Source organism: Castellaniella sp. (genome assembly GCF_004321985.1).
Classification (GTDB): Bacteria; Pseudomonadota; Gammaproteobacteria; order Burkholderiales; family Burkholderiaceae_B; genus Castellaniella.
The window spans coordinates 1-21,852 of sequence record NZ_SCQN01000020.1 but is presented as its reverse complement, the minus strand read 5'-3'; the positions used below and the strand labels follow the sequence as shown (position 1 = coordinate 21,852).

Below are 21,852 nucleotides of genomic sequence, written 5' to 3'. Positions count from 1 at the left end.
TTGTCGGCATGCGTGACCATATCGAATGAAATCGATCAGCAGCCTCATTCTAACCAGAGAGATACACCTACGAGACAGCTGACGCAAAAAGGCCCCGTTCACTCTTCCGTGAAGACGGGGCCTTTTTGGACCTTGGTGGATCAGATCAAAACAATTACATGTTGTTGATCATCACCTGGCCGAAGCCCGAGCACGACACCTGGGTGGCACCTTCCATCAGACGCGCGAAGTCGTACGTGACCTTCTTTGACAGAATGGACTTTTCCATGCTGCTGATGATGAGGTCGGCGGCTTCGGTCCACCCCATGTGGCGCAGCATCATCTCGGCCGACAGAATTTCCGAGCCCGGATTCACATAGTCCTTGCCGGCGTACTTCGGGGCGGTGCCGTGGGTCGCTTCGAACATCGCCACGGAGTCGGACAGATTGGCGCCCGGGGCAATGCCGATCCCACCCACCTGGGCAGCCAGAGCATCAGAGATATAGTCGCCGTTCAGGTTCAGCGTGGCGATCACATCGTATTCAGCCGGGCGCAGCAGGATCTGCTGCAGGAAGGCGTCGGCAATGACGTCCTTCACCGTGATGTCGCGGCCGGTCTTTGGATTCTTGAATTTGCACCACGGGCCGCCATCGATGAGCTGGGCACCGAATTCACGCTGAGCCAGGGCATAGCCCCAGTCGCGGAAGCTGCCTTCGGTGTACTTCATGATGTTGCCCTTGTGCACCAGGGTCATGGTCGGTCGGTCGTTATCGATCGCGTACTGGATCGCCTTACGCACCAGACGCTCGGTCCCCTCGCGCGAAACAGGCTTGACCCCGATGCCGGAGGTCGCCGGGAAACGGATCTTCTTCACGCCGAGCTTGTCCTGCAAGAACGCGATGAGCTGGCGGGCCTTCTCGGATTCGGCTTCGAACTCGATCCCGGCGTAGATATCCTCGGAGTTTTCGCGGAAGATGACCATGTTGGTCTTCTCGGGCTCACGCACCGGTGAAGGCACGCCCTTGAAGTAGCGCACCGGCCGCAGACAAACGTACAGGTCCAGTTCCTGGCGCAGCGCCACATTCAGCGAACGGATGCCGCCGCCCACCGGGGTGGTCAGAGGACCCTTGATGGCGATGACATACTCTCGAACGGCATCCAGGGTTTCCTGGGGCAGCCAGACGTCCGGTCCGTAGATCTTCGTGGACTTTTCGCCCGCGTAGACTTCCATCCAGTGAATCTTGCGCTTGCCGTTATAGGCCTTCGCGACCGCCGCATCCACGACCTTCAGCATCACCGGGGTGATGTCCTGGCCGGTGCCGTCGCCCACGATGTATGGAAGGATGGGCTCGTCGGGAATGTTGAGGGTGAAATCGGCGTTGACCGTGATCTTTTGCCCGCCGGCCGGGACCTTGATGTGCTGATAAGACATGGATGCTCCAGTGACTCCGGAATGATTAGTATGAAAAGCGAAAGGGGTCGAGTCTTATATAAGAGTTTAACGTAAACTGGGCCGGTCGCCGCAAGCAACGACCCCAAAAAGGGAACCAATACCACAAAAAGCCGCAGATCAGCCGATAAAATGAAAGCTTACAGCGGCATGGCAAGGTCCGCAGCCGCGCAAGACTGAAACCAATGTATCACCGCCCGACCGGGGCACCCGCATTTCATGGCCATCTTCAACCCTTCCAAGGACCAGGTCCGCAGTTTCTTCACCGACGCGTGGCGCAAGCGCCGCGCCGGGGGCGTGCTGACGCCGCTCGAAACCATGGCGGCCGACCTGATCGCCCAACATCCCGAATACCACACCGATCTGGAAGACCCGGACGCCTCCCAGCGCGAATACACGGTAGAGGGCGGGCGCACCAATCCGTTCCTGCACCTGTCCATGCACCTGGCGATCCAGGAGCAGTTGTCCATCGATCATCCGCCCGGCATCCGGGCAGTCTGGGAACAACTGCTGCGCAGCCGCGATGAACACGAGGCGGCCCACGTGATCATGGAAGCGCTGGGCGAGGTCGTCTGGGAGGCCCAGCGGTTGGGCAAGCCGCTGGATAGTGACCACTACCTGGATCTGATCCGCCGACAAGCCACGCACGACCACTGAAGGGTTGCCGGCCTCCGGCCCTGGAATGATATGGGCGGCAACCGCCGCCCATATCCGATCCAACCCCCGCACCGATGCGGGCCAGAACCACAACCGCAGGTGGAGATACCGCTACTTGAACTCTTGTGGGTGCACCGAAAGCGGTGTGTTCTGGCTGGACAGCCAGGCGGTGATGTTCTCGATATCGTTCGCCGAGAGCTGCATCGCCATGCCGCCCATGATGGCGTTCTTGCGCACGTTGGCCGATGCCGGCTCGCCCTTTTGGCCACGCTGGTAAGCCACCAGGGCGTGAGCCAGATAGTCCTGATGCTGACCTGCCAGAATCGGGTACGTCGGCAGGATGGGCGATTTGGCATCCGCCCCGTGGCACGACGCACAATTGAATTTTTCAAAGCTGGCCTTGCCGGCCGCGAGATCGGCGGCCTGGGCCGTACCAACCACCATCAGGCCACATCCAAGGGCCGCGATCCAGAATTTACGCATGATGTCTCCCGATCACTTGAGGCTGGAATAATAGGCTGCGACGTCCGCCATGTCCTGCGGGGACAGGGCTCGTGCAATGGCGCCCATGGTCGGGAAGGTCCGGGAACCATCCGCGTATTCCTTCAGAGCAGCGACAATGTAGGGGGCATTCTGCCCGGCGATCATGGGCACGTGGTACAGCTCCGGATACGCCGTCTTGTAGCCCTGGATCTGATGACACCCAATACACATGGACACCTTCTGGGCTCCCGCCTGGGCGTCTCCCTTGATGGCCGGGGCGTCTGCTGCAAACGCAGATCCAGCAAACAGACAGGATGCCGCAACCAGCACGGAACCCACCCCACGATCAAGCAATTGTCGCGACTTCATATGGCCTCTTGTCTCCAGGTTCATCTTTGCGTCAGGCACCGACCGCTCTCCTGCCCGGCCGATAAGGCTTGTCGATTGTACGATAATTATCCTTACCAACAGTAAGCCGATTCACAGCTTGTGCGGGCAACTACAGGAAAGCCCTGATGTCCGATCGGCCACACCGCTGGCTACACCGTCAGATCAGTCCCCCATTGGGCTGGACAATCTGTCCGTGGACCCACGATGCGCGATCCGATGCCAGAAAGCTCACCACATTGGCAATTTCATCGGGCTCACCCACCCGATTGAAGGGGCTCATCGCGGCGGACCGCTGCAGGGCCTCGGGGCCCTTGCCCGACCGGAACAGGTCGGTGTCCACGGGGCCTGGGGCGACCGCGTTGACCCGGACCTTGCGGGCCGCCAGCTCGCGGGCCAGAGAACGCACCAGGCACTCCACGGCCGCTTTGGTCGCGCTATAGGGGCCAACCCCGGGCACGGCGCACCGCACCAGCGAAGTCGTCAGCGCGATGATGGTGCCCCCGTCCTTCACGTTGCGCGCAGCCTCGCGCAGCACATTGAAAGCGCCGACGATATTGACCTCCACCAGACGCCGGAAACTGTCGGTGTCGAACTGCGCAAGCGGGCTACCAGGAACGTTGATCCCGGCATTGGCCACCACGCAGTCCGGCGCGCCTCCAAAGTCCTTCGCCACGAAGGAGAAGACGCCCGCCACCTGATCCGGATCGCGAATGTCGACGGCATAGCCGAGGCAGCGCCGCTGGTCCAGATACTCGGGGAAATTGCCGGCCCCGGTAACATAGGTGTAGGCAACGTCGAAACCGTCGCGGGCCAGCGCCCGGACACAGGCGGCACCTATGCCGCGGGAGCCGCCGAATATCAGAGCTGTCTTGTTGCTCATGGAACCCTCACTGAAATGGGTTGAAGAAAAATCACATCTGGCAAGCCCGGACCGCTGGCCCGGGGCAACCACTGGTCGCTACAGCCACAGGATCTGCTTGCGGTAATCGAGGTCCGTGAGCAGCGGCTGGGCCGGGCCTTCATGGAAGACCGCCCCGCGCTCCAGCGCATAAACGCGGTCCGCCAGGGCCAGGACCAGATCCAGATTATGCTCGACGATCACGATGGAAAGGTGCTGGCGCAGGCGATCGAACACTGTGAACAGCTCCTGCACGACGGCGGGGGCCAGGCCCTCGAACGGCTCATCCAGCAACAGGAGCCGTACATTGCCCGACAGCGCCCGGGCGACCGCAACCATCTGCTGCTCGCCACCCGACAGATAATCGGCCTCCACATCCATGCGCTCGCGAATGCGCGGGAAATACTCGAAGATCTTCGCCTCGTCCCAGACCACGCCCGAGCAGCCGTCCGTCGGCCGCGCCTGACGCCCGAGGGCCAGGTTCTCGGCCACGGTCATGCCCGCAAACAGACCACGCCCCTGCGGCACATACCCGATCCCCATGCGCGCGATGTCCGGAGCGGCCATCTGCGCAATGTCCTGCCCGGAGAACTCGATGGCCCCGGACGCGGCACGCACCAGGCCCACCATGGTCTTGAGCAGGGTGGATTTGCCGGCCCCGTTGCGCCCAAGCAGGGCCACGATCTCGCCTTCGCGGACGTCGAGCGAGGCCTGCTGCAGAATGTGGCTCTTGCCGTAATAGGCGTCAACCTGACCAAAATGCAGTAGCGTTGGCCGATCGGCGCCGGAGCTCTCGGAGCGCCCCGTCACCGGCGGCGTGCCGGTACCCGTATAGATTTCCTGCACCTGGCGGTCCTGGCGGATGGTTTCGGGGTCCCCGGTGAGCAGAACCTCGCCCTGATTCATGACCGTCACCTGATGCGACATCGCCAGCACCCGGTCGATGTCATGCTCGACGATGAGCACAGGGATATTGCTGGCGATCGTCTGAACCAGCCGGGACACCCGCTCGCGCTCGGCAGCCGCCAGCCCGGCCAGCGGCTCATCCAGCAGCAACAGCCTCGGCTTGGACCCCAGCGCGATGCCTAAATCCACCAGCCGCTGCCCGCCGTAGGAAAGCTGATCCCCGTGCACCTGTTCCATGCCTTCCAGCCCCAGAAACCGCATGAGTTCGGTCGTTTCCGCATGGACCTTGGCATAGTCATCGCTATCCCGCCACAGATTGAAGCGCCCCGGGCTGCAGGACTGCAGTGACAGACGCAGGTTCTCGTAGATGGTGAGTCCTTTGAACAGGTTGGTGATCTGGAAGGAACGCGTCAGCCCCATCCGGCAGATGGCCTGCGCATATTCACGCTGAATCTCCTGCCCGTGCAGCAGCACACGCCCGGATGTCGGCATGAACATGCCCGAGATCAGATTGAACGTCGACGTCTTGCCGGCGCCATTGGGCCCGATCAGCGCATGGATCTCACCCGAACGAACCGTCAGGTTGACGTCCTGCACCGCATGAATGCCGCCAAAACGCACGTTCAAGTCACGCACCTGCAGCACGTCGCCGCTGCGCGCGGCCGGGTGCAGGAAGTCGGGCAACGGAAGGCCCTCATAAATCTTGCGCTTGCTCATCGCGGCGCTATCGGTGGGCAACGGCCGCAGCGCACCTCGTACCTTTGCCCAGACCCCCGTCAGGCCAGTCGGCGAGAACAGCACGAAGCCCATGAAGACCAGACCAAACCACAGCAGCCAGTTGCTGGTGTAAATCGAGAACAGCTCACGAAAGAGCTGGTAGAACAGCGCCCCCAGCGCGGGCCCCAGCAGGCTATGCATGCCGCCGATCACCACCATCGCCAGCAGTTCGCCAGAAAACTCGACCGTGGTGGATTCCGCAGCCGCAATGTGGTGCAGGAAGACCAGCAGCGAACCGGCTAACGCCGTGATGCAGGCCGACAGCACGAAGGCGACCAGCTTGTAATATTCGGTGGTATAGCCCTGGAAGGTCGCACGCTGCTGGTTCTCGCGGATCGCAACGAGCACGTGACCAAACGGCGAACGCACGACGCGCAGCAACAGATACAGCACCAAGGTGGCCACGATCGCCGTGAACACATAATAGGTCAGATAGCCTTCGAGTTCGAACGGCCCGATCACACCGCGACGCAGCCCACCCAGCCCGCCCTCACCGCCGGTCAGGCTGGTCCAGCGGAAGGCCACGGAGAACGTCAGTGCGCAAAGGGCCAGCGTGAGCAGCGCGAAGTAGACGCCACGCCGCCGAAGGATCAGATACCCCACCACCACCGACGCGAATGCGGTGAAGAGCAGCGAGAACAGGATCGGCAGCAACACCTGATCGGGAAACCAGTAGATCTGCGCCAAGGCGGCCGCGTAGCCGCCGATGCCGAACCACGCGCTGTGGCCAAAGGACACCAGCCCGGTATAGCCCACGAGCAGATTCAGTCCCATGGCCGCCATGGCCAGGATCACCACCAGAGTGGCGCTATCCAGCGTCAACCCCAGCGCCTGAAAGACGACGGGCAATACGATCAGGCCCAGGATGCCGGCCCAGAGGGGCCAATACTTGCGAACCATTCCCAGGCCCCTCATTCGAAACGCTCGATACGCTTGCCCAGCAGCCCGCGCGGCCGGAACATCAGCACCAGGAACATCAGCACATACATGGACGCCTCTCCCGCCGCTGAATCAAAATAGATCGTGACGCCACGCACGACGCCCACCAGGATCGCCGCCAGCACCACCCCCCAGAAGCTCCCCAATCCGCCGATGATCACCACCACAAAGGCCACCGTCATGATGTCGGTCCCCATGGCAGGTTCGACCACCGCAATGGGGGCGAACAGCACCCCAGCCAACGCCGCCGTGGCAACCCCCAGCATGACGATGGCCGTCAGGTAGGGCTGCAGGCGGATCCCCAGGACCGCCACCATGTCGGGTTTCTGAACCCCCGCGCGGATCACGCGGCCAAAGGGAGTCTTGTTCAGCAGCAGCCAGATTCCGGTCATGAGGACCACCACGACCAGCAGGATGAACAGGCGATATTTGGAAAGCAGGAAATTGCCCAGTGCCAGTGATCCCTTGAAGGATGCAGGCATGGACAGAAACAGCGGCGCCGCCCCCCAGATCATGCGGATGGCCTGCTCCACCACCATGGCGAGCGAAAATGTGACCAGGAGCCCCAGGATGGGGTCCGCCGTATAGAAGCGCCGCAACAGGAAGCGCTCGAACAGGATGCCCAGCAACCCAACCAGCACCGGCGTGATGATGATGCTGCCGCCGAAGCCCACGTACTTCATGAGCTCGAACGAGACGTAGGCGCCAATCGCATAGAAGGCACCGTGCGCCAGATTGACGACGCCGCCGACGCTGAAGATCAGCGACAGCCCCAGGGCGATCAGGACGTAATAGCCGCCCAAGACCAGGCCGTTGACGACCTGCTCGAGTAGAAAGAGGAGTTGCATGGTTGACCGAAAATGAAGGGCTACAGCCACGAACCGCACCTGCCGCCGCCATCAGGCGGCCATGGCAGGTGCACGCGCGGAGGTGTCACATGTGGCACATGTTCTCTGACTTGGGCGGCGCAAGAACCTCGAGCGACTGGTCAGCGGCGGGGACAGCATCCCCCAGTTTCAGGAAATCATGCGGCCCCTTCACCTGGTCGGGCGGCAAAACCGTATAGGTATAGGCCTCCTGCATGAGCTGGTGGTCCCATGGACGGAAATACGCCTCCCGCGCCTTCAGGATGTCGAACTTGGCCCCGGATTCCAGATAGGCGATCAGCTTGTCGGTATTGGTGGACTTCGTCGCCGTGATGGCCTGCGCCAGGATCTTGAGGGAGATATATTCCACCCAGGCATGGTTCTCGGGCTGGGTGTGGTATTTCGCCTCGAAGGCCTTCACAAAGGCGGCGGAGCCCGGCGTCTTCAGCTTGTACTGCCAGACCGTCGGCCAGATCCCGCTCAGATTGCCCGGCCCGGCGGCCCATGCGTCGGCCACATTCAGGTTGAAACCGGCCAGCGGAATCTTCAGACCATATTCCGCGTACTGCTTGATGAAATTGGTCACCTGGTTGCCGGCCAGATTGCAGGCGATCACGTCGGGATCGGCCTGGCGAATCTTGAGCAGATAGGGGCTGAAGTCCGTCACGTCGGTGGCCACCAGCGCGTTGCCGATCATCTCCCCGCCATGCGAGCCGACGAACTTGCCGACAGCCCTGGCGAGGTCATGGCCAAACAGGTAATCAGCCGTCAGCCCGTAGAGCTTCTTGCCCTTGATCAGCCCGGCACGGTCCAGCGACAGACCCGCCGCATTGGCCAGGACGGTGACCGGGATGTCCACGTGAAAGGTATAGCGGTTGCAATCCTTGCCGCGCAGAGAGTCCGAACGCGCGCCGGTATTCATATACAGGATCTTGTTGCGCGCGGCCACCTGGGAAATGGCCAGCGCCGAGGCTGAGCTGATTTCACCCAGCAAAGCAACGACATGATCGCGCTCGACCAGACGTTGCGCCTTGGTCGAAGCCACCTGAGGATTCACCGAGTCCTCCGAGACCAGCTCGATCTTGCGCCCCAGCAGGCCGCCAGCGGCGTTGATCTGCTCGGCCTGCAACTGGATGCCCTTGACCGCGTAACCCCCCAGCGCCCCCAGGAACCCGGTCAAGGGAGTCAGGTGACCAATTTTGATGGGACCCGAATCCGCGCCCCAGGCCCAGGGGCTGAACCCCAGAGCGGTACTGCCTATCAATGCTGCGCCAGACTTCAGCATCGTTCGACGCGACAGGGTCGCGTCCGTGATCTGCTTGCCGTTTTTCATGGCCTTGTCTCCGATGGATGGGATGTGCAGGGTGCTGCCGTTTTGCAGGGAGCCGCTTCTTGTAGGAAATGAGGTTTCGATGATAGGGGTTTCTTTGTTTTTTGATGAAATACTGTTTTTCAAGGTAAGGCATACGCAAATCTTATGGGCCAACCCTGGCACCCCTGAATGACCCATAATGACCACACCAGCCACGAGAGGCCGCCATGAACCTGAAGCAGCTCCAGTACTTCGTCCAGACCGTTGAAAGCGGAAGCATGACCAAGGCCTCCCTGCAGCTCTTCATCGCTCAGCCGGCACTGAGTCAGCAACTGACGAAACTCGAAGACGAGGTCGGCAAGCCGCTGCTGGTGCGCTCTGCCCGCGGTGTCACACCCACGGACAACGGGCTGGCGCTCTATCACCACGCCAAGTTCATGCTGCGCCAGCTCGACCAGGCGCTCTCGATTGCGCGCCAGGAGACCATGGAAACCTACGGCATGGTGACCGTGGGACTGGCCGCCACTACCGTCTCGGCACTGGGTTTGCCGCTGGTCAAGCGCATCCGCGAACGCTACCCCCGCATCCTCCTCAACGTCGTCGAAGGCATGAGTGGACACCTCGGTCAGATGATGCGCATGGGCCAGCTGGACATCGCCATCCTGTTCAAGGCCAACGTCGCACCTGACCTGACGGCCGTTCCCATCCTGGAGGAAGAGCTGTTCGTGCTGCTGCCCAAAGCCAGCCCGCTGGTACCTGCAGACCAAAGCGAGATCACGCTGGCGGAAGCCGCCAATCTGCCGCTCATCCTTCCCACCAGCAAGCATGGCCTGCGCCAACGCATCGAAAGCGAACTCGAGGCCCGCAGCCTGAACTCCCACATCGTGGCCGAGATCGATTCGCTGTCGCTGCTCATGAGCTGCGTCTATGGCGGCATGGGGGCAACCATCAAACCGATTTCGGCGCTCGTCCTGGAAGGCGAACGCGGTAAGGAATGGCGTGCGCTGGCAATCTCCGACGCGCGCATCACCCGGCGCAACTATCTCTACACGATCTCGCACGAGATGCTGTCGCCGGCAACCGCCCTGATCGCCTCCGAAATCAAGAACACCATCCGCTGGCTGTCCAAGACCCGGCAATGGCCCACCATCAAGCTCCTGTACTAGGGATCCTCTGTTTCGCTTATACCCTTCCTTAAAAAACAGTATTTTTCTTTCGACGACCGGCTCCTTATCCTGTCCTTATCCACTCATCGAACAAGGCGGACTTCAATGGAAGCACAGGTCGCTCACCACCTTGAGACAGGCCGCAGCCTGTTCATCGCAGGCAAATGGACGCAAGGGTCCGCAGCCCCCTTCACGGTGCTGAACAAATTTGACCAGCAGGTGCTTGCCGAAATCGGGACACCAACAACCGCACAGATCCACGCGGCGGTACAGGCGGCGCTACAAGCATTCCATGACAACCGGACACTCAGCCCGTACGACCGCAGCCAGTTCCTCGAGGCCACCGCGTCGGTACTGGAAGCGCGCACCGAGCGCCTGCAACAGATCATCTGCGCCGAAACGGGGTTCACGCTCAGCGACGCCGCTGGCGAGATCCGGCGCACGATCCAGACCATGCGGCTCTCGGCCGAGGAAGCACGCCGCTTCTCGGGCACGCTGATACCGGTCGAAGGCGCACCCGGCCAGGCCGGACGGATGTGCTGGACACAGCGCGTACCCCTGGGTGTCGTGGCAGCCATCACGCCCTTCAACGCCCCGCTGAACACCGTCGTGCACAAGGTCGCCCCCGCGCTGGCTGCGGGAAATGCCATCATCCTCAAGCCCTCCCCCCACACTCCGCTGATTGCGTGCGAACTGGCGGACGCCCTGATCGAAGCTGGCACCCCGCCCGGACTGATCACGGTGCTGAACGGCGGCGTGGATGTCGTCAACGGGTTGCTCGACGAACAGGACATCCGCTTCTACGCGTTCACCGGCAGCACCGAGGCGGGACGCGCAATTCAGCAGCGCGCGGGCCTGCGTCGCACCCAGATGGAGCTGGGTTCGATCGCCTTTGCGGTCCTGTGCGACGACGCCAATCTGGATTTCGCCATTCCGAAGATCATCAATGCCGCCTACCGGAAAGCCGGCCAGGTCTGCACCTCGATTCAGATGTTGCTGGTCCATGAAAAGATTTTCCCGGTGGTGGAAGAAAGGCTCACGCAAATCGTTAAAAAGCTGAAGGCTGGCGACCCCACCGATCCTGCCACGCAGGTCGGCCCCCTCATCAGCGCCAATGCAGCACAACGCGTCACCGACTGGATCGCCCAGGCCACGCGCAGCGGTGCGGCATGCCTGGCCGGCGGCACCCGCACGGGCAACGTGGTGGCACCGACTCTGCTGAAGAACGTCTCGGCTGACACCCCGCTGGGCTGCCAGGAAGTCTTCGGCCCGGTGATGTCGCTCATGCCGTTCTCCAGCATCGATGAGGCCATTGCGCGGGTCAACGACACACCGTTCGGACTCGCGACCGGAATCTTCACGAACCGGCTGGGTGATGCCTTCCGATTCATCCGGGAACTTGAGGTGGGCGGCATCCACATCAACGAGACACCGAGCTCACGGGTCGACATGATGCCGTACGGTGGCTCCAAGGCCAGCGGCTTCGGCCGCGAAGGCCCGTACTACGCCATGCGCGAGATGAGCGAAGAGCGCGTGGCCACATTCATTCCCAATACGAGTCCAGGAAGACGGCCATGACCAAGCGAAAAGGCGGAGAAGTCATCGTTGACTATCTCATCAAGCAGAAGGTGCCCTATGTGTTCGGTATCTGCGGGCACGGAAACGTAGGCATCCTCGACGCACTGCACGCGCGCAAGGATGAGATCAAGCTCGTGGCGCCACGCCATGAGCAATGCGCCGGCCACATGGCCGACGGCTACTTCCGCGTGAAGCACGCCCCAGCCGCGACGCTGACGTCCACCGGGCCCGGGTCCGCCAATCTGGTGATGTCACTGGTCACGGCGCTGTCAGACTCCTCAGCCTTCCTGGCCATCACCGCCAACGTCCCGACATCGCAGGCCAACCGCGCGCCCTTCCAGGAACTCTATAGCCACAATCAGGCCGATTTCGCCCAGGTCCTGCGCCCAGTGGTGAAGCGCAGCTTTCAGCCGTCGCGCGTAGACATGCTGCCGCTCGCGCTGCGGCAGTCTTTCAACACTATGCTTACGGGCCGCCCCGGCCCCGTCAACCTGGACATTCCCTACAATGTCTTCCAGGAAGAAGACGAGGTCGAAACACCCGCGGACGCCCACACGTTCGGCTCACACCGGCCAGCCGCCAGCGAGTCGGACCTGGCGCAAGCAGTCGCACTGCTGGCCGCCTCCCGCCGGCCGGCTTTCTTCATCGGCCAGGGCACCACGCTCTCGGGCGCCGGCACCGTACTGTCCGAACTGCAGGCCAAACTAGGCATCCCGGTCATCACATCCCCCAACGGCATGGGCTGCGTCCCCGCTGACGATCCGCTGACGTTGGGCTTCATCGGCCGCAACGGCGCCTACCCGGCCAACCAGGCGGGCCGGCACGCCGATCTGGTGATCTGCGTGGGTACCCGCTTCGACGACCGTTCCTCGTCCACCTGGAAACCCGGCTACTCCTGGAACTTCCCCAGCACGAAGCTGATCCAGGTCGATCTGGATCCGGCCGAAATCGGCCGCAACTACCCACCCACACTGGGCCTGGTGGCCGATGCCAGAACCTTCTGCGAGCAACTCCAGGGTGCCATCGAAGGCCACGGCTCGATTCACCGCGAACAGTTTTCCGCCTGGCGCGATCAGATTGCGGAATGGCAAAAAGAATGGAACCAGTTCGTCGCCCCCAACTTCAGCGCCATCACGACCCCCATCCGCCCGGAATACATTGTTGGCACCTTGCAGAAGGTGCTCCCGGATGACGTGATCCTGACGCTGGACTCGGGCGTGCACCACAACTGGTTCATGCAGTTCTGGCATCCGCGCCGACCCGCCAGCATGCTCAACAGCTGGGGCTACTCCTCCATGGGGTTTGGGGTCTGCAGCGTGCTGGGCGCGCAGTTGGCCGCCCCCGACCGGACCTGTGTGGCGGTCGTGGGCGATGGCGGATTCATGATGGCGCCCTATGTGGTGGCGACCGCAGTGGAATACCAGCTCCCCTGCATATGGATCGTCTGGAACAACTTCGCGTGGGGCGCCATTCGCGACCTGCAATACGGTCTGTTTGACGGGCGCGAACTGGGCACCGCCTTCTACAAAGGGACGCAAGGCCCTGGGGGACAGCGCTACAACCCGGACTTTGCCGCCTGGGCGCACGCCTGTGGCGCTGACGGGGTCACCATCACCCGCAGTGAGGATCTGGCACCAGCCGTCGAACAGGCGGTCCGCAACCGGCGCCCCTGCGTCATCGACGTGCATGTGGATGGGGAAGTCCGCCCGCCTTCGACCGGTACCTGGCAGCTCCCGCCCATCCCCTACCCCGAACCGCTTTTTGGCAAACCTTGGGTGGCCTGACATGGCCCGGAATTCAACCGAGGCAGTCTTCGACGTCGTCGTGGTCGGTGGCGGCGGCTCCGGCCTGGCGGCCGCCATCGAAGCGCGCGAGGCGGGAGCCCGCGTGGTGTTGCTGGAGAAAAACCCAAAATTGGGCGGCTCGACCGCCTGGTCCATCGGCTCGATCTCGGCGACCCAGACACCCCACCAGCGCGCCAAGGGCATAGACGACAACCCACAACAGCACTGGGAGGACATGCCCAAGTTCGCAACGGGGATGAACCGGGCGGACAACGACGCATTGCGCAAGATCCTGTGCGACGAAGTCCCGGCAGCCTTCCAGTGGCTGCTGGACTCAGGGGTCCGCTTCATGGGCCCCATGCCCGAGCCGCCGCACCGGCTGCCCCGGATGCACAACGTACTGCCCAATTCCCGATCCTATATCTATCACCTGGAACGGCGCGCCCGGCGCGACGGTGTGGACATCCGCTGCAACGCGAGAGTGCACGAGCTGGTGCTCGACAAGGGGCGCGTGGTCGGGGCCAAAGTCCAGCTCGATGGGCGCGATGTCTTCTTCCGAGGCATCAACGGCACTATCCTGGCGGCCGGCGACTTCACCAACAGCCCGGAACTGAAGGCGCGCTTCATGGGGCCCCGCGAGGCCAAGGTCGAGGCCATCAACATGACGGCCACCGGCGACGGCCAGAAATTGGCCGAAGCCCTGGGCGCGTCCGTTCTGAACGGGGATCTGGCCCTAGGTCCCGAATTGCGCTTCATTCCGCCGCAAAAGGAAACACTGATCCGGCGCCTACCCCCATGGCGCGCGCTGGCGGTCTTTATGCAGTGGTCCATGTCGCATGTGCCTCAGGCCATCCTGCGCCCGTTTCTCATGCAGTTCCTGACGACGGCGCTGGCGCCTTCATTGTCATTGTTCGAGGCGGGCGCCGTACTGGTCAATCAGGAAGGCAAGGCGGTCCGGGACACGCCGCAGAAGCTCGCCTACGCGCTGGCCGACGAGCCGGGCAACCGCGGCTGGATCATATTCGGGAACGACATCGCTCAGCGCTTCTCGGCCTGGCCTGACTTCATCTCTACCGCACCAGGCGTCGCCTACGCGTATCTAGCCGATTACGCCAGGAACCGAAAAGACATCTACACGCAGGCGGACTCCCTGCCGGCGCTTGCGGCCCAGCTCCACATGCAAGACTCGCGGCTGCAGGAAGCGTTGGGTGAGCACCCCATGCCTGGCCCGTATGTCGCCCTGGGACCAGTGCGCTCCGTCTTCGTCCATAACGAGGGCGGACTGAAGGTCGACACATCCCATCGGGTGCTGGACACCGATGATCAGCCGATCGACGGGCTGTACGCCGTCGGTTCCACCGGCCAGGGCGGGCTGCTGCTGAAGGGACACGGTCATCACATTGCCTGGGCCTTCGTCTCCGGGCGCCGCGCGGGGAAGCTGGTGGCTTCGTTGCCGCGAGAACGCCGGCAGCCCTCCACGCCCGTCAACCCGGGGGACGCTCCGTGACTGCCCTCCAACCCGCCAGCGTCAACACCTACGGCTACATCTGGAGCCATACGCTGCGAGCGTGTCTGGAGCAGCTCGCCCCCTACGGATACCGCCAGTTCGAAGGCGTCATCAACCCACCTCATCTGGACGTGGAGGCCTCCGCCCGCGAGCGCCGCGAACTGAAAGCCTATATGCAGGGCGAAGGGCTGTCCTTCACCTCCCTCAACCTGCCAAGCCTGGACACCAATCTCGCCAGCCCATTCGCCTACACCCGCGACTACACGATCGCACTGTTCCAGAAGGCGCTGATCCTGGCGGCCGACCTGGGGGCTCCTCGGCTCGTGACCGTGCCTGGACGAGTCAATCCGCTGTTGCCCTGTCCGTCTGACCGGTCCCGCGCGATCCTGCGCGAGACGATCGGAGCCCTGATTCCTCTGGCCCGCAACCTGGGCATAAAACTGGCCATCGAGAACGTGCCCTTTGCCGCGCTGCCGCATTGCCGTGACATCCGCGAATTCCTGGACGAAATGAGCGACACGACGCTATGCGCCTGCTACGACGTGGCCAACGCTCACTTCGCGGGAGAATCACCGGCCGCCGGTGTGGCAAGCCTGAACGGGCGAATCGAACTGGTGCATTGCTCGGACACGACCCGCAACGGCTGGCGCCACGACCCGGTGGGCGCGGGCAATGTCCCCTTCGAACTGTTGCAGGACGCTCTGCAGGCCCATGGCTACGAAGGCCCCATCCTGCTGGAGATCATCGCGCCCGACATCCTGCCCGCCATTCTCTCGAGCCACGATGCGCTGGCGCGAATGAACATCACGAGCGCGAGGCAACACCAACATGCCGGCTGATCTCGGATTCGAGCCTCAATACAGTCTTCGCGGATTGATTGAACACACCCCAGGACACAACTGAACAGGAGACCCACATGGCCAAGTCACACACCCGTAAGTCCGGCACCCCGAAGGCCGCCGTCACCCGCAATCTTGCCGAGCTGTTCTGGACCGAATACCCGGGACACCACCACCAGGCGCTTTCCAAGGCCATCGTCACACCCGAAATGAGCGGCAGCCGGTTCTTTGACCACCGCATTTCCTGTTACGAGCCCGGCGCCTTCGTGGAAAGCCACGTCCACAAGGTCCAGGAACAGATCTACCACTTCCTGAGCGGTGAAGGCGTGCTGATCACCGACGGGGAGAGCCGGGTCGTCCGGGGCAATGACGTGGCATTCATTCCGCCCGGAGTCGTGCACGAACTGCATTGCACGGGGACGGAGACGCTGGTGTTCCTGGTGATCACCACGCCGCCGACCGACGACTGAAGGCGAGGCGCACCATGGCACAAGGCATCCTCGTCACAGGCGCCTCGGGGTGGCTGGGCTCAGCCATCGTCGAGGCATTGCTCGCCCGGGGAGACCCGGTGATCGGTCTGGATCTGCGTTCCTCGACCTCATCGCTTGCACTCGCGCAACGATACCCGTCGCTGTCCCTGGTGGAGGCCGACCTGGGCGAATGGGGACAGGTCGTGGACGTATTCCAGTCGTGGCAACCACGCGCGGTCATCCACACGGCGGCCATCGTCGGTGTGGCGCCGGCGGCCGACATCCCGATCAAGGCCCTGCGCGTCAACACCGAGGGCTCCATCAACCTGCTCGAGGCCATGCGGTTGAACGGCACCCGCCGGCTGATCTACGTCAGCACTGAAGAAACCTACGGCGACTTCACCGCACCTGTCATCACCGAGGATCATCCGCAAAGGCCCAACAGCGTCTACGGACTGACCAAGCTCGCCACCGAACACTACGGCCGCATCTACGCCGCCCGATACGGCCTTGAATGCATCAACATCCGGACCTGCTGGGTGTACGGACCAGATCTGCCCAGAGCCAGGGTACCCAAGATCTTCATCGACGCTGCGCTCGACGGCACCCCCTGCCACCTGAGCGAGGGCGGCGACCTCGCGGTGGATCAGGTCTACATCACGGATACGGTGGCTGGCGTGCTGCTGGCGCTGGACAAGGATCACCACGCATTCGATGCCTACCATATCGCCACGGGCCAGGCGCCCACCATTGCCGACGCGGCCCGCATCGTCAGCGAACTGATTCCGGGGGCCGACCTGTCGGCGGCCCCCGGCCTGTACCGGCATGGCGGCCGGTTCCCGACCGCCATGAAAGGGGCTCTGGACATTTCCCGGGCCCACCGCGAACTGGGATATACCCCGCAATACGACCTGCAGTCAGGTCTGGCCCAAACCATACTGGCCGCCAGACGACAGAGGACCGCCCACAAAGGGGAAAACACGCAGAAGCCATAGGGAATGCCTATTCCCAGTCTCAGAAAGCCCGAGAAACATCTCAGGGTCCATGCAGCAACCACGCTCAAGCAAGGAGACACCATGTCCACTCACCCGCTCACCCGATTTCCAGTCAGGCTGATCGCCGGCGCCCTGCTACTGGCGGCCACCAGCCTGGGGCCCAGCTACGCGGCCCAACCCGACATCAAGGTCGGCCTTTCAATCACCCAGACGGGCCCTTATTCACCGCCCGCCATCTTCGAACTGCGCGGCTACCAGCTCGCCATCGATGAAATCAACCAAGCCGGCGGCCTGCTGGGCCGCAAGCTGGACCTGATCAAATACGACGACCAGGGAAACCCATCGACTGCCGTGCAGCTCTACCAGAAGCTGCTGACGGATGACAAGGTCGACTTGCTCGTGAGCCCCTACCAGACGGACCTGACGGCTGCCGTGGCCCCTATCGTCAACCGTGCCAAGAAGGTCATGCCCTCGTTGGCTGCCAACGTCGAGAACTATTCCGGCAAATACCCGTACCTGATCCAGGCCATCACCCAGACACCGCAGTACATGACTCCGGCACTGGATCTGGCGGCCTCCAAAGGCTACAAGACGGTTGCGCTGCTGATCCAGAACACGCAGTTTCCGATTCAACTGGCTGGCGGGATCGAGGACGAGGTCAAGAAGCTCGGCATGAAGATCGTCTTCAAGGAGTCCTACGATCCGAGCACGACGGACTTCAGCGCGCTGGTTCTGAAAGCCGGCAAGCTGCATCCGGATGTGATCGTCGGAGCGACCTACCTGGCCGACGCGGAAGGCATCGTACGGGCAGCCAAGTCGCAAAATATTGCGGCCAAGATGTTCGCCTTCAGCATCGGACCGGTTGAGCCCGAGTTCCAGAAATCCCTGGGGACAGCCGCCAACGGGATCTTCGGGACCACGCTCTACTTCCCCTCCCTGAAAACCAAGGGCAACGAGGAATTCGTCAAGGCCTTCCAGGCGAAGTTCGGCGTGGCGCCGGACTACCACGCAGCCGTCGCGTACGCCAGCATGAAACTGTTCGGCAAGGCTGTCACTCAAGTAGGCAGCCTGGATCAGACCAAGATCCGCGACGCGTTTCTGAAGACGTCAGAAGAAACGGTCGTCGGGCACTTCAAGCTAAGCCCCACCGGGCTGCAGACGGGCTACCGCAGCTACGTCCTGCAATGGCAGGACGGCAAACAGGTACTGGTCTGGCCCAAGCAAGACGCGCAGGCCAAGCCGATGCTCCCGCACGGCGGCTGGAAGTAGGCTGCTGACAGGGTCATGACCGGGACGCAGGCGCACCGGCCATGATCACCACGAACCATCGGGAATTGAGCTAGACATGTGGATCACGATCATCAACCTGCTGCTCCTTGGCCTGCTCTGGGGCGGCGTCTATCTGCTCATGGCGACCGGACTGAACCTGATCTACGGAGTCATGAAGGTCGTCAACCTGGCCCACGGCGACATGATCATCATGGGCGGGCTGCTGGCCTTCACGCTGTTCTCCGCACACGGCATTTCGCCCATCATCGCCTTTCCACTCGCGGCCGGGCTGCTGTTCGTGATCGGCGTCGTCGTGCAATACCTGATCCTGGAACATATCCCGGTCAAGGGGTCGCTGGGAGAACTGCGGACGCTGCTCGCAACATTTGGACTGTCCTACGTCATCGCCAACACCAGTTTCCTGATATGGGGCTCGCAATTCCAATCCCTGCCTTTTTTGCAGGGATCCATCGAGCTGGACGGAATCGCGCTGCCGCAGGCTCTGGTGGCCGCTTCGGCCCTGGCGTTCTGCACCGCGCTGGCGCTGCACCTTTGGTTGACCTACACCATGATGGGAAAGTCGGTGCGCGCCACGGCGCAATCGGGGCTTGGGGCTGCCTGCTGCGGCCTGAACGGCCGCTTGATCCGCATCATCAGCTTCGGCGTGGGCGCCGCTCTGGCGGGGGCGGCCGGTTCGCTGGTCATCACCTTGATCCCGTTCCAGACGACCGCCAGCGGCGAACTGACCATCCAGGCCTTCACCATCATCGCTCTTGGCGGGCTGGGGAACTACATGGGGGCGCTGGTCGCCGCTGAAATCCTGGGCATCGTTGAAGTCTTCACGCAATACTACCTGGGGTCCAACCCGGCCAGCGCCGCCATCTACGTCATCTTCATTGCCGTCCTGATCTTCCGGCCGCAGGGCCTGTTCGGAAAAGTGGGGCGGGTATGAAGAGCAATGTCATTCAGGGAACCTGCCTCATCCTGCTCACTCTGGCCGGTGTCGGCGTCGCGCTGGCCGGATCGGGGTACTACGCACAGACACTGTTCACGATCGCGCTCTTCATCCTTCTGGCTCTGGGGTGGAACATCATCAGCGGCATCGCCGGATACGTGTCATTCGGACAAGTCAGCTTCTTCGGCTTCGGCGCCTACGCTGCGGCGCTGGCGATGATCCACCTGGAAGTCGAATGGTACGTCGCCGCGCCGCTGGCTGCTGTGGCAGCCGCCATCCTGGCGCTGGTCCTGGGCGGAGTGATGCTCAGGCTGCACGGCATCTTCTTTGCGCTGGGCATGTTCGGCCTTGCACGTATCCTGCAGATCATCGCCAGCAGCCTGTCCATTACCGGTGGACCCATGGGCACCACCGTGCTGCCGGCTGAATCTCCCAACGAAAGCGCGCTGGTCATGGTTCTGGTGGCCGCTGGTGCGGTCCTCATCGTCCATGCCCTGAGCCGTTCCAGGCTGGGTCTGCGCCTGATGGCAACCCGCGATGATGATCTGGCCGCGCAATCCTCGGGGGTCAACACCTTCACGGCAAAACTGCGCGCACTTTGCCTGAGCGCGGCCTTCGGCGGCGTGGGCGGCGCCCTCTACGTCTGGAATATCGGCTACCTGGATCCCAACAGCGCCTTCAATGGCAACATTGAGCTGCAGACCGTGCTCATGGTGCTGGCCGGCGGCATTGGGACGGTCTGGGGCCCCGTGATCGGCGGAATCCTGATCTCGCTCATCGGGACCTTCCTGTGGGCGCGCTTTCCCACCGAACAACAGGTCATCCTGGGAGCCCTCACAATTTTCATTGCTGTCGTCATGCCGGGCGGCATCACGGCCTTCTTCGACAAGCTCGGCTGGTGGCGGCGCAAACCGATCTGGAGCCCCCCACCTGCTACACGACCCACCCCACCGCCAGACCCTGGCAGCGCCAATGAAAACACGCCCGACGGGCACTCCACCGCACTCTCCTGCCACGGGCTGGGCGTCCGCTTCGGCGGCGTCACAGCGGTCGACAACGTGGATCTGGAGGCCCGGTCGGGCGAGATGCTCGCGATCATCGGCCCCAACGGGGCCGGCAAGAGCACCCTGTTCAGCCTCATGTCCAACTACCTGACGGGCAGCGGCACGACACACTTTGGCAAGCGCGACATCCACGGTCTGAAACCCCACGCGCTGGCGCAGATGGGGCTGGCGAGGACGTTCCAGTCCAGCCGCCTGTTTCCGTCACTGACCGTGTGGGAAACCATCCTGGTCGCCGCATCCTCAGGGCACGTACCGCGCGAGACAGCCATCCACAGAACCACGGAACTTCTGAGAGACACGGGTCTCCTGGACCACTGGTCCGAGCAGCCCGACACGCTGCCACCGGGGCTGCAACGGCTGCTGGAGATCGCTCGCGCGCTGGCATTGAGACCCAAGGTCTTGCTGTTGGACGAAGCGATGGCAGGCATGACAGTGCATGAAATCGAACAAGTTCATGCGGCGCTGCGACGGGCCATGGCCGGCGGCTGCGCCATCGTTGCCATCGAACACGTGCTGCCAGCCATCGTGGACCTTGCCAGCCGCGCGCAGGTACTGGATTTCGGCCGGATCATCGCAAGCGGGACACCTCACGAAGTCCTGTGCAATCCCGAGGTGATCAACGCCTACATGGGCGCGGACTACGAAGGCTGACGACAATGACCACCACCGAATGCCTCAAACTTGAATCCGTGACGGCCGGCTATGGCAAGGTCCCCGTGATTTCCGGCATTGATCTGCACCTGGATACCCGCGACACCATCGCGGTCGTCGGCGCCAACGGGGCAGGAAAAACAACACTGCTACGCACCATCATGGGGGAAATCCCCAGCTCTCAAGGAACCGTGACATTCGATGGCCAACCGTTGACGGATCTGCCAACCTACCGACGTTGCAAAATGGGGATAGGCTACGTTCCCGAAGGGCGGCAACTTTTCCCCGAAATGTCGGTGCGCGAAAACCTGGAGCTGGGCGCGGCCCGCGAGGCGGGCGCTGAACGGACCCGTCGAATTGACGAGACCTTGCAGATATTTCCCAAGCTCAAGCCGCTCATCAAAGGGCGCTGTGGCTTGCTGTCGGGGGGCGAACAGCAGATGGTCGCCATCGCTCGGGCCCTGATGGGAAAGCCTCGGCTACTTCTGCTGGACGAGCCCTCCACCGGCCTCGCACCGAAAATCATCTCCGAGCTCTATGCGACGCTTGCAGGCCTGCTCGAATCCGGCCTCACCATCATGGTCGTGGAGCAGAACGCCCGCGCCGCACTGCGCTTCGCCAACCGCGCGCTGGTGTTCGAACAGGGGCGGATCGCCGCCGCAGGGACTTCCAAGGAGCTGCTCGCCGACCCACGCATGGTCGAGGCTTATATGGGCATGGCGGGCGCACACTTGGGCGCCGCCTGACTGGGGTACTCGGCGCCCCGGATCCAGCAGGCCGCGGACCTCAGTGCGCCGAGGCCGCAGCGGTCGCCGCCGCATCCATCCGCCTGTCCACTGCATTCTTCAGCAGCGCGGCCGAGCGGAAGATCCCATGCGCAAATTTCCCGTAGGGCATGGTCAGGAAGAACGCCATCA

19 protein-coding genes and 1 pseudogene are annotated in these 21,852 nt (G+C 62.7%); 12 read left to right on the top strand and 8 right to left on the bottom strand.

What is annotated here, in order from left to right; genetic code table 11:
• Positions 1 to 154: 154 nt before the first annotated feature.
• Positions 155 to 1,411 carry an NADP-dependent isocitrate dehydrogenase gene (icd, locus tag EPN31_RS05135; RefSeq protein ID WP_291770470.1) on the bottom strand — a complete coding sequence of 419 codons (1,257 nt, stop codon included), beginning with the start codon at positions 1,409 to 1,411 and terminating at the stop codon, positions 155 to 157.
• Between the two features lie 243 nt (positions 1,412 to 1,654).
• On the opposite strand from icd, the gene EPN31_RS05130 reads away from it, so the two are divergent.
• On the top strand, positions 1,655 to 2,086 hold the full coding sequence (locus EPN31_RS05130) for a DUF1841 family protein (protein WP_291770593.1): 432 nt from the start codon (positions 1,655 to 1,657) through the stop codon (positions 2,084 to 2,086).
• Positions 2,087 to 2,197: 111 nt separating this feature from the next.
• Here EPN31_RS05130 and EPN31_RS05125 read toward each other — a convergent pair whose 3' ends face one another.
• The 6 genes from EPN31_RS05125 to EPN31_RS05100 all read right to left on the bottom strand — a co-directional run bounded on the left by EPN31_RS05125 (position 2,198) and on the right by EPN31_RS05100 (position 8,678).
• A complete protein-coding gene (locus EPN31_RS05125; protein WP_291770468.1) occupies positions 2,198 to 2,569 on the bottom strand; it encodes a cytochrome c in 372 nt (123 codons plus the stop codon).
• A 12-nt stretch (positions 2,570 to 2,581) separates the two neighbouring features.
• Complete coding sequence (locus EPN31_RS05120; RefSeq protein WP_291770466.1) at positions 2,582 to 2,938, bottom strand: c-type cytochrome; 357 nt, start codon at positions 2,936 to 2,938, stop codon at positions 2,582 to 2,584.
• Positions 2,939 to 3,116: 178 nt separating this feature from the next.
• Complete coding sequence (locus EPN31_RS05115) at positions 3,117 to 3,839, bottom strand: SDR family oxidoreductase (RefSeq protein ID WP_291770463.1); 723 nt, start codon at positions 3,837 to 3,839, stop codon at positions 3,117 to 3,119.
• Between the two features lie 78 nt (positions 3,840 to 3,917).
• Entirely contained in the window at positions 3,918 to 6,440 is a 2,523-nt protein-coding gene (locus tag EPN31_RS05110) for a branched-chain amino acid ABC transporter ATP-binding protein/permease (protein WP_291770460.1), read from the bottom strand.
• Positions 6,441 to 6,451: 11 nt separating this feature from the next.
• Positions 6,452 to 7,327 carry a branched-chain amino acid ABC transporter permease gene (locus tag EPN31_RS05105; RefSeq protein WP_291770458.1) on the bottom strand — a complete coding sequence of 292 codons (876 nt, stop codon included), beginning with the start codon at positions 7,325 to 7,327 and terminating at the stop codon, positions 6,452 to 6,454.
• A gap of 85 nt (positions 7,328 to 7,412) precedes the next feature.
• Positions 7,413 to 8,678: an ABC transporter substrate-binding protein gene (locus EPN31_RS05100; protein WP_291770457.1), complete on the bottom strand. Its 1,266-nt coding sequence runs from the start codon at positions 8,676 to 8,678 to the stop codon at positions 7,413 to 7,415.
• A gap of 206 nt (positions 8,679 to 8,884) precedes the next feature.
• On the opposite strand from EPN31_RS05100, the gene EPN31_RS05095 reads away from it, so the two are divergent.
• The 11 genes from EPN31_RS05095 to EPN31_RS05045 all read left to right on the top strand — a co-directional run bounded on the left by EPN31_RS05095 (position 8,885) and on the right by EPN31_RS05045 (position 21,681).
• Complete coding sequence (locus EPN31_RS05095) at positions 8,885 to 9,823, top strand: LysR substrate-binding domain-containing protein (protein ID WP_291770453.1); 939 nt, start codon at positions 8,885 to 8,887, stop codon at positions 9,821 to 9,823.
• A 105-nt stretch (positions 9,824 to 9,928) separates the two neighbouring features.
• Positions 9,929 to 11,401 carry an aldehyde dehydrogenase family protein gene (locus tag EPN31_RS05090; RefSeq protein ID WP_291770451.1) on the top strand — a complete coding sequence of 491 codons (1,473 nt, stop codon included), beginning with the start codon at positions 9,929 to 9,931 and terminating at the stop codon, positions 11,399 to 11,401.
• Entirely contained in the window at positions 11,398 to 13,185 is a 1,788-nt protein-coding gene (locus EPN31_RS05085; RefSeq protein ID WP_291770448.1) for a thiamine pyrophosphate-binding protein, read from the top strand. Before EPN31_RS05090 ends, EPN31_RS05085 begins: the two co-directional genes overlap by 4 nt.
• A gap of 1 nt (position 13,186) precedes the next feature.
• Positions 13,187 to 14,692 (top strand): FAD-dependent oxidoreductase, encoded by a 1,506-nt coding sequence (locus EPN31_RS05080; protein WP_291770445.1) that lies wholly within the window; start codon positions 13,187 to 13,189, stop codon positions 14,690 to 14,692.
• A complete protein-coding gene (locus EPN31_RS05075; protein WP_291770443.1) occupies positions 14,689 to 15,531 on the top strand; it encodes a sugar phosphate isomerase/epimerase in 843 nt (280 codons plus the stop codon). The genes EPN31_RS05080 and EPN31_RS05075 overlap by 4 nt, the downstream gene beginning before the upstream one ends.
• Before the next feature lie 77 nt (positions 15,532 to 15,608).
• A complete protein-coding gene (locus EPN31_RS05070; RefSeq protein WP_291770440.1) occupies positions 15,609 to 16,001 on the top strand; it encodes a cupin domain-containing protein in 393 nt (130 codons plus the stop codon).
• A gap of 14 nt (positions 16,002 to 16,015) precedes the next feature.
• Entirely contained in the window at positions 16,016 to 16,996 is a 981-nt protein-coding gene (locus tag EPN31_RS05065; RefSeq protein WP_291770438.1) for an NAD(P)-dependent oxidoreductase, read from the top strand.
• 81 nt (positions 16,997 to 17,077) lie between these two features.
• A complete protein-coding gene (locus EPN31_RS05060) occupies positions 17,078 to 18,265 on the top strand; it encodes an amino acid ABC transporter substrate-binding protein (RefSeq protein WP_291770436.1) in 1,188 nt (395 codons plus the stop codon).
• Positions 18,266 to 18,341: 76 nt separating this feature from the next.
• Entirely contained in the window at positions 18,342 to 19,217 is an 876-nt protein-coding gene (locus tag EPN31_RS05055; protein ID WP_291770433.1) for a branched-chain amino acid ABC transporter permease, read from the top strand.
• Entirely contained in the window at positions 19,214 to 20,935 is a 1,722-nt protein-coding gene (locus EPN31_RS05050; RefSeq protein WP_291770430.1) for a branched-chain amino acid ABC transporter ATP-binding protein/permease, read from the top strand. Before EPN31_RS05055 ends, EPN31_RS05050 begins: the two co-directional genes overlap by 4 nt.
• Before the next feature lie 5 nt (positions 20,936 to 20,940).
• A complete protein-coding gene (locus EPN31_RS05045) occupies positions 20,941 to 21,681 on the top strand; it encodes an ABC transporter ATP-binding protein (protein ID WP_291770426.1) in 741 nt (246 codons plus the stop codon).
• 40 nt (positions 21,682 to 21,721) lie between these two features.
• Here EPN31_RS05045 and tcuB read toward each other — a convergent pair.
• Positions 21,722 to 21,852, bottom strand: a pseudogene (gene tcuB / locus EPN31_RS05040) (tricarballylate utilization protein TcuB); the annotation flags it as partial.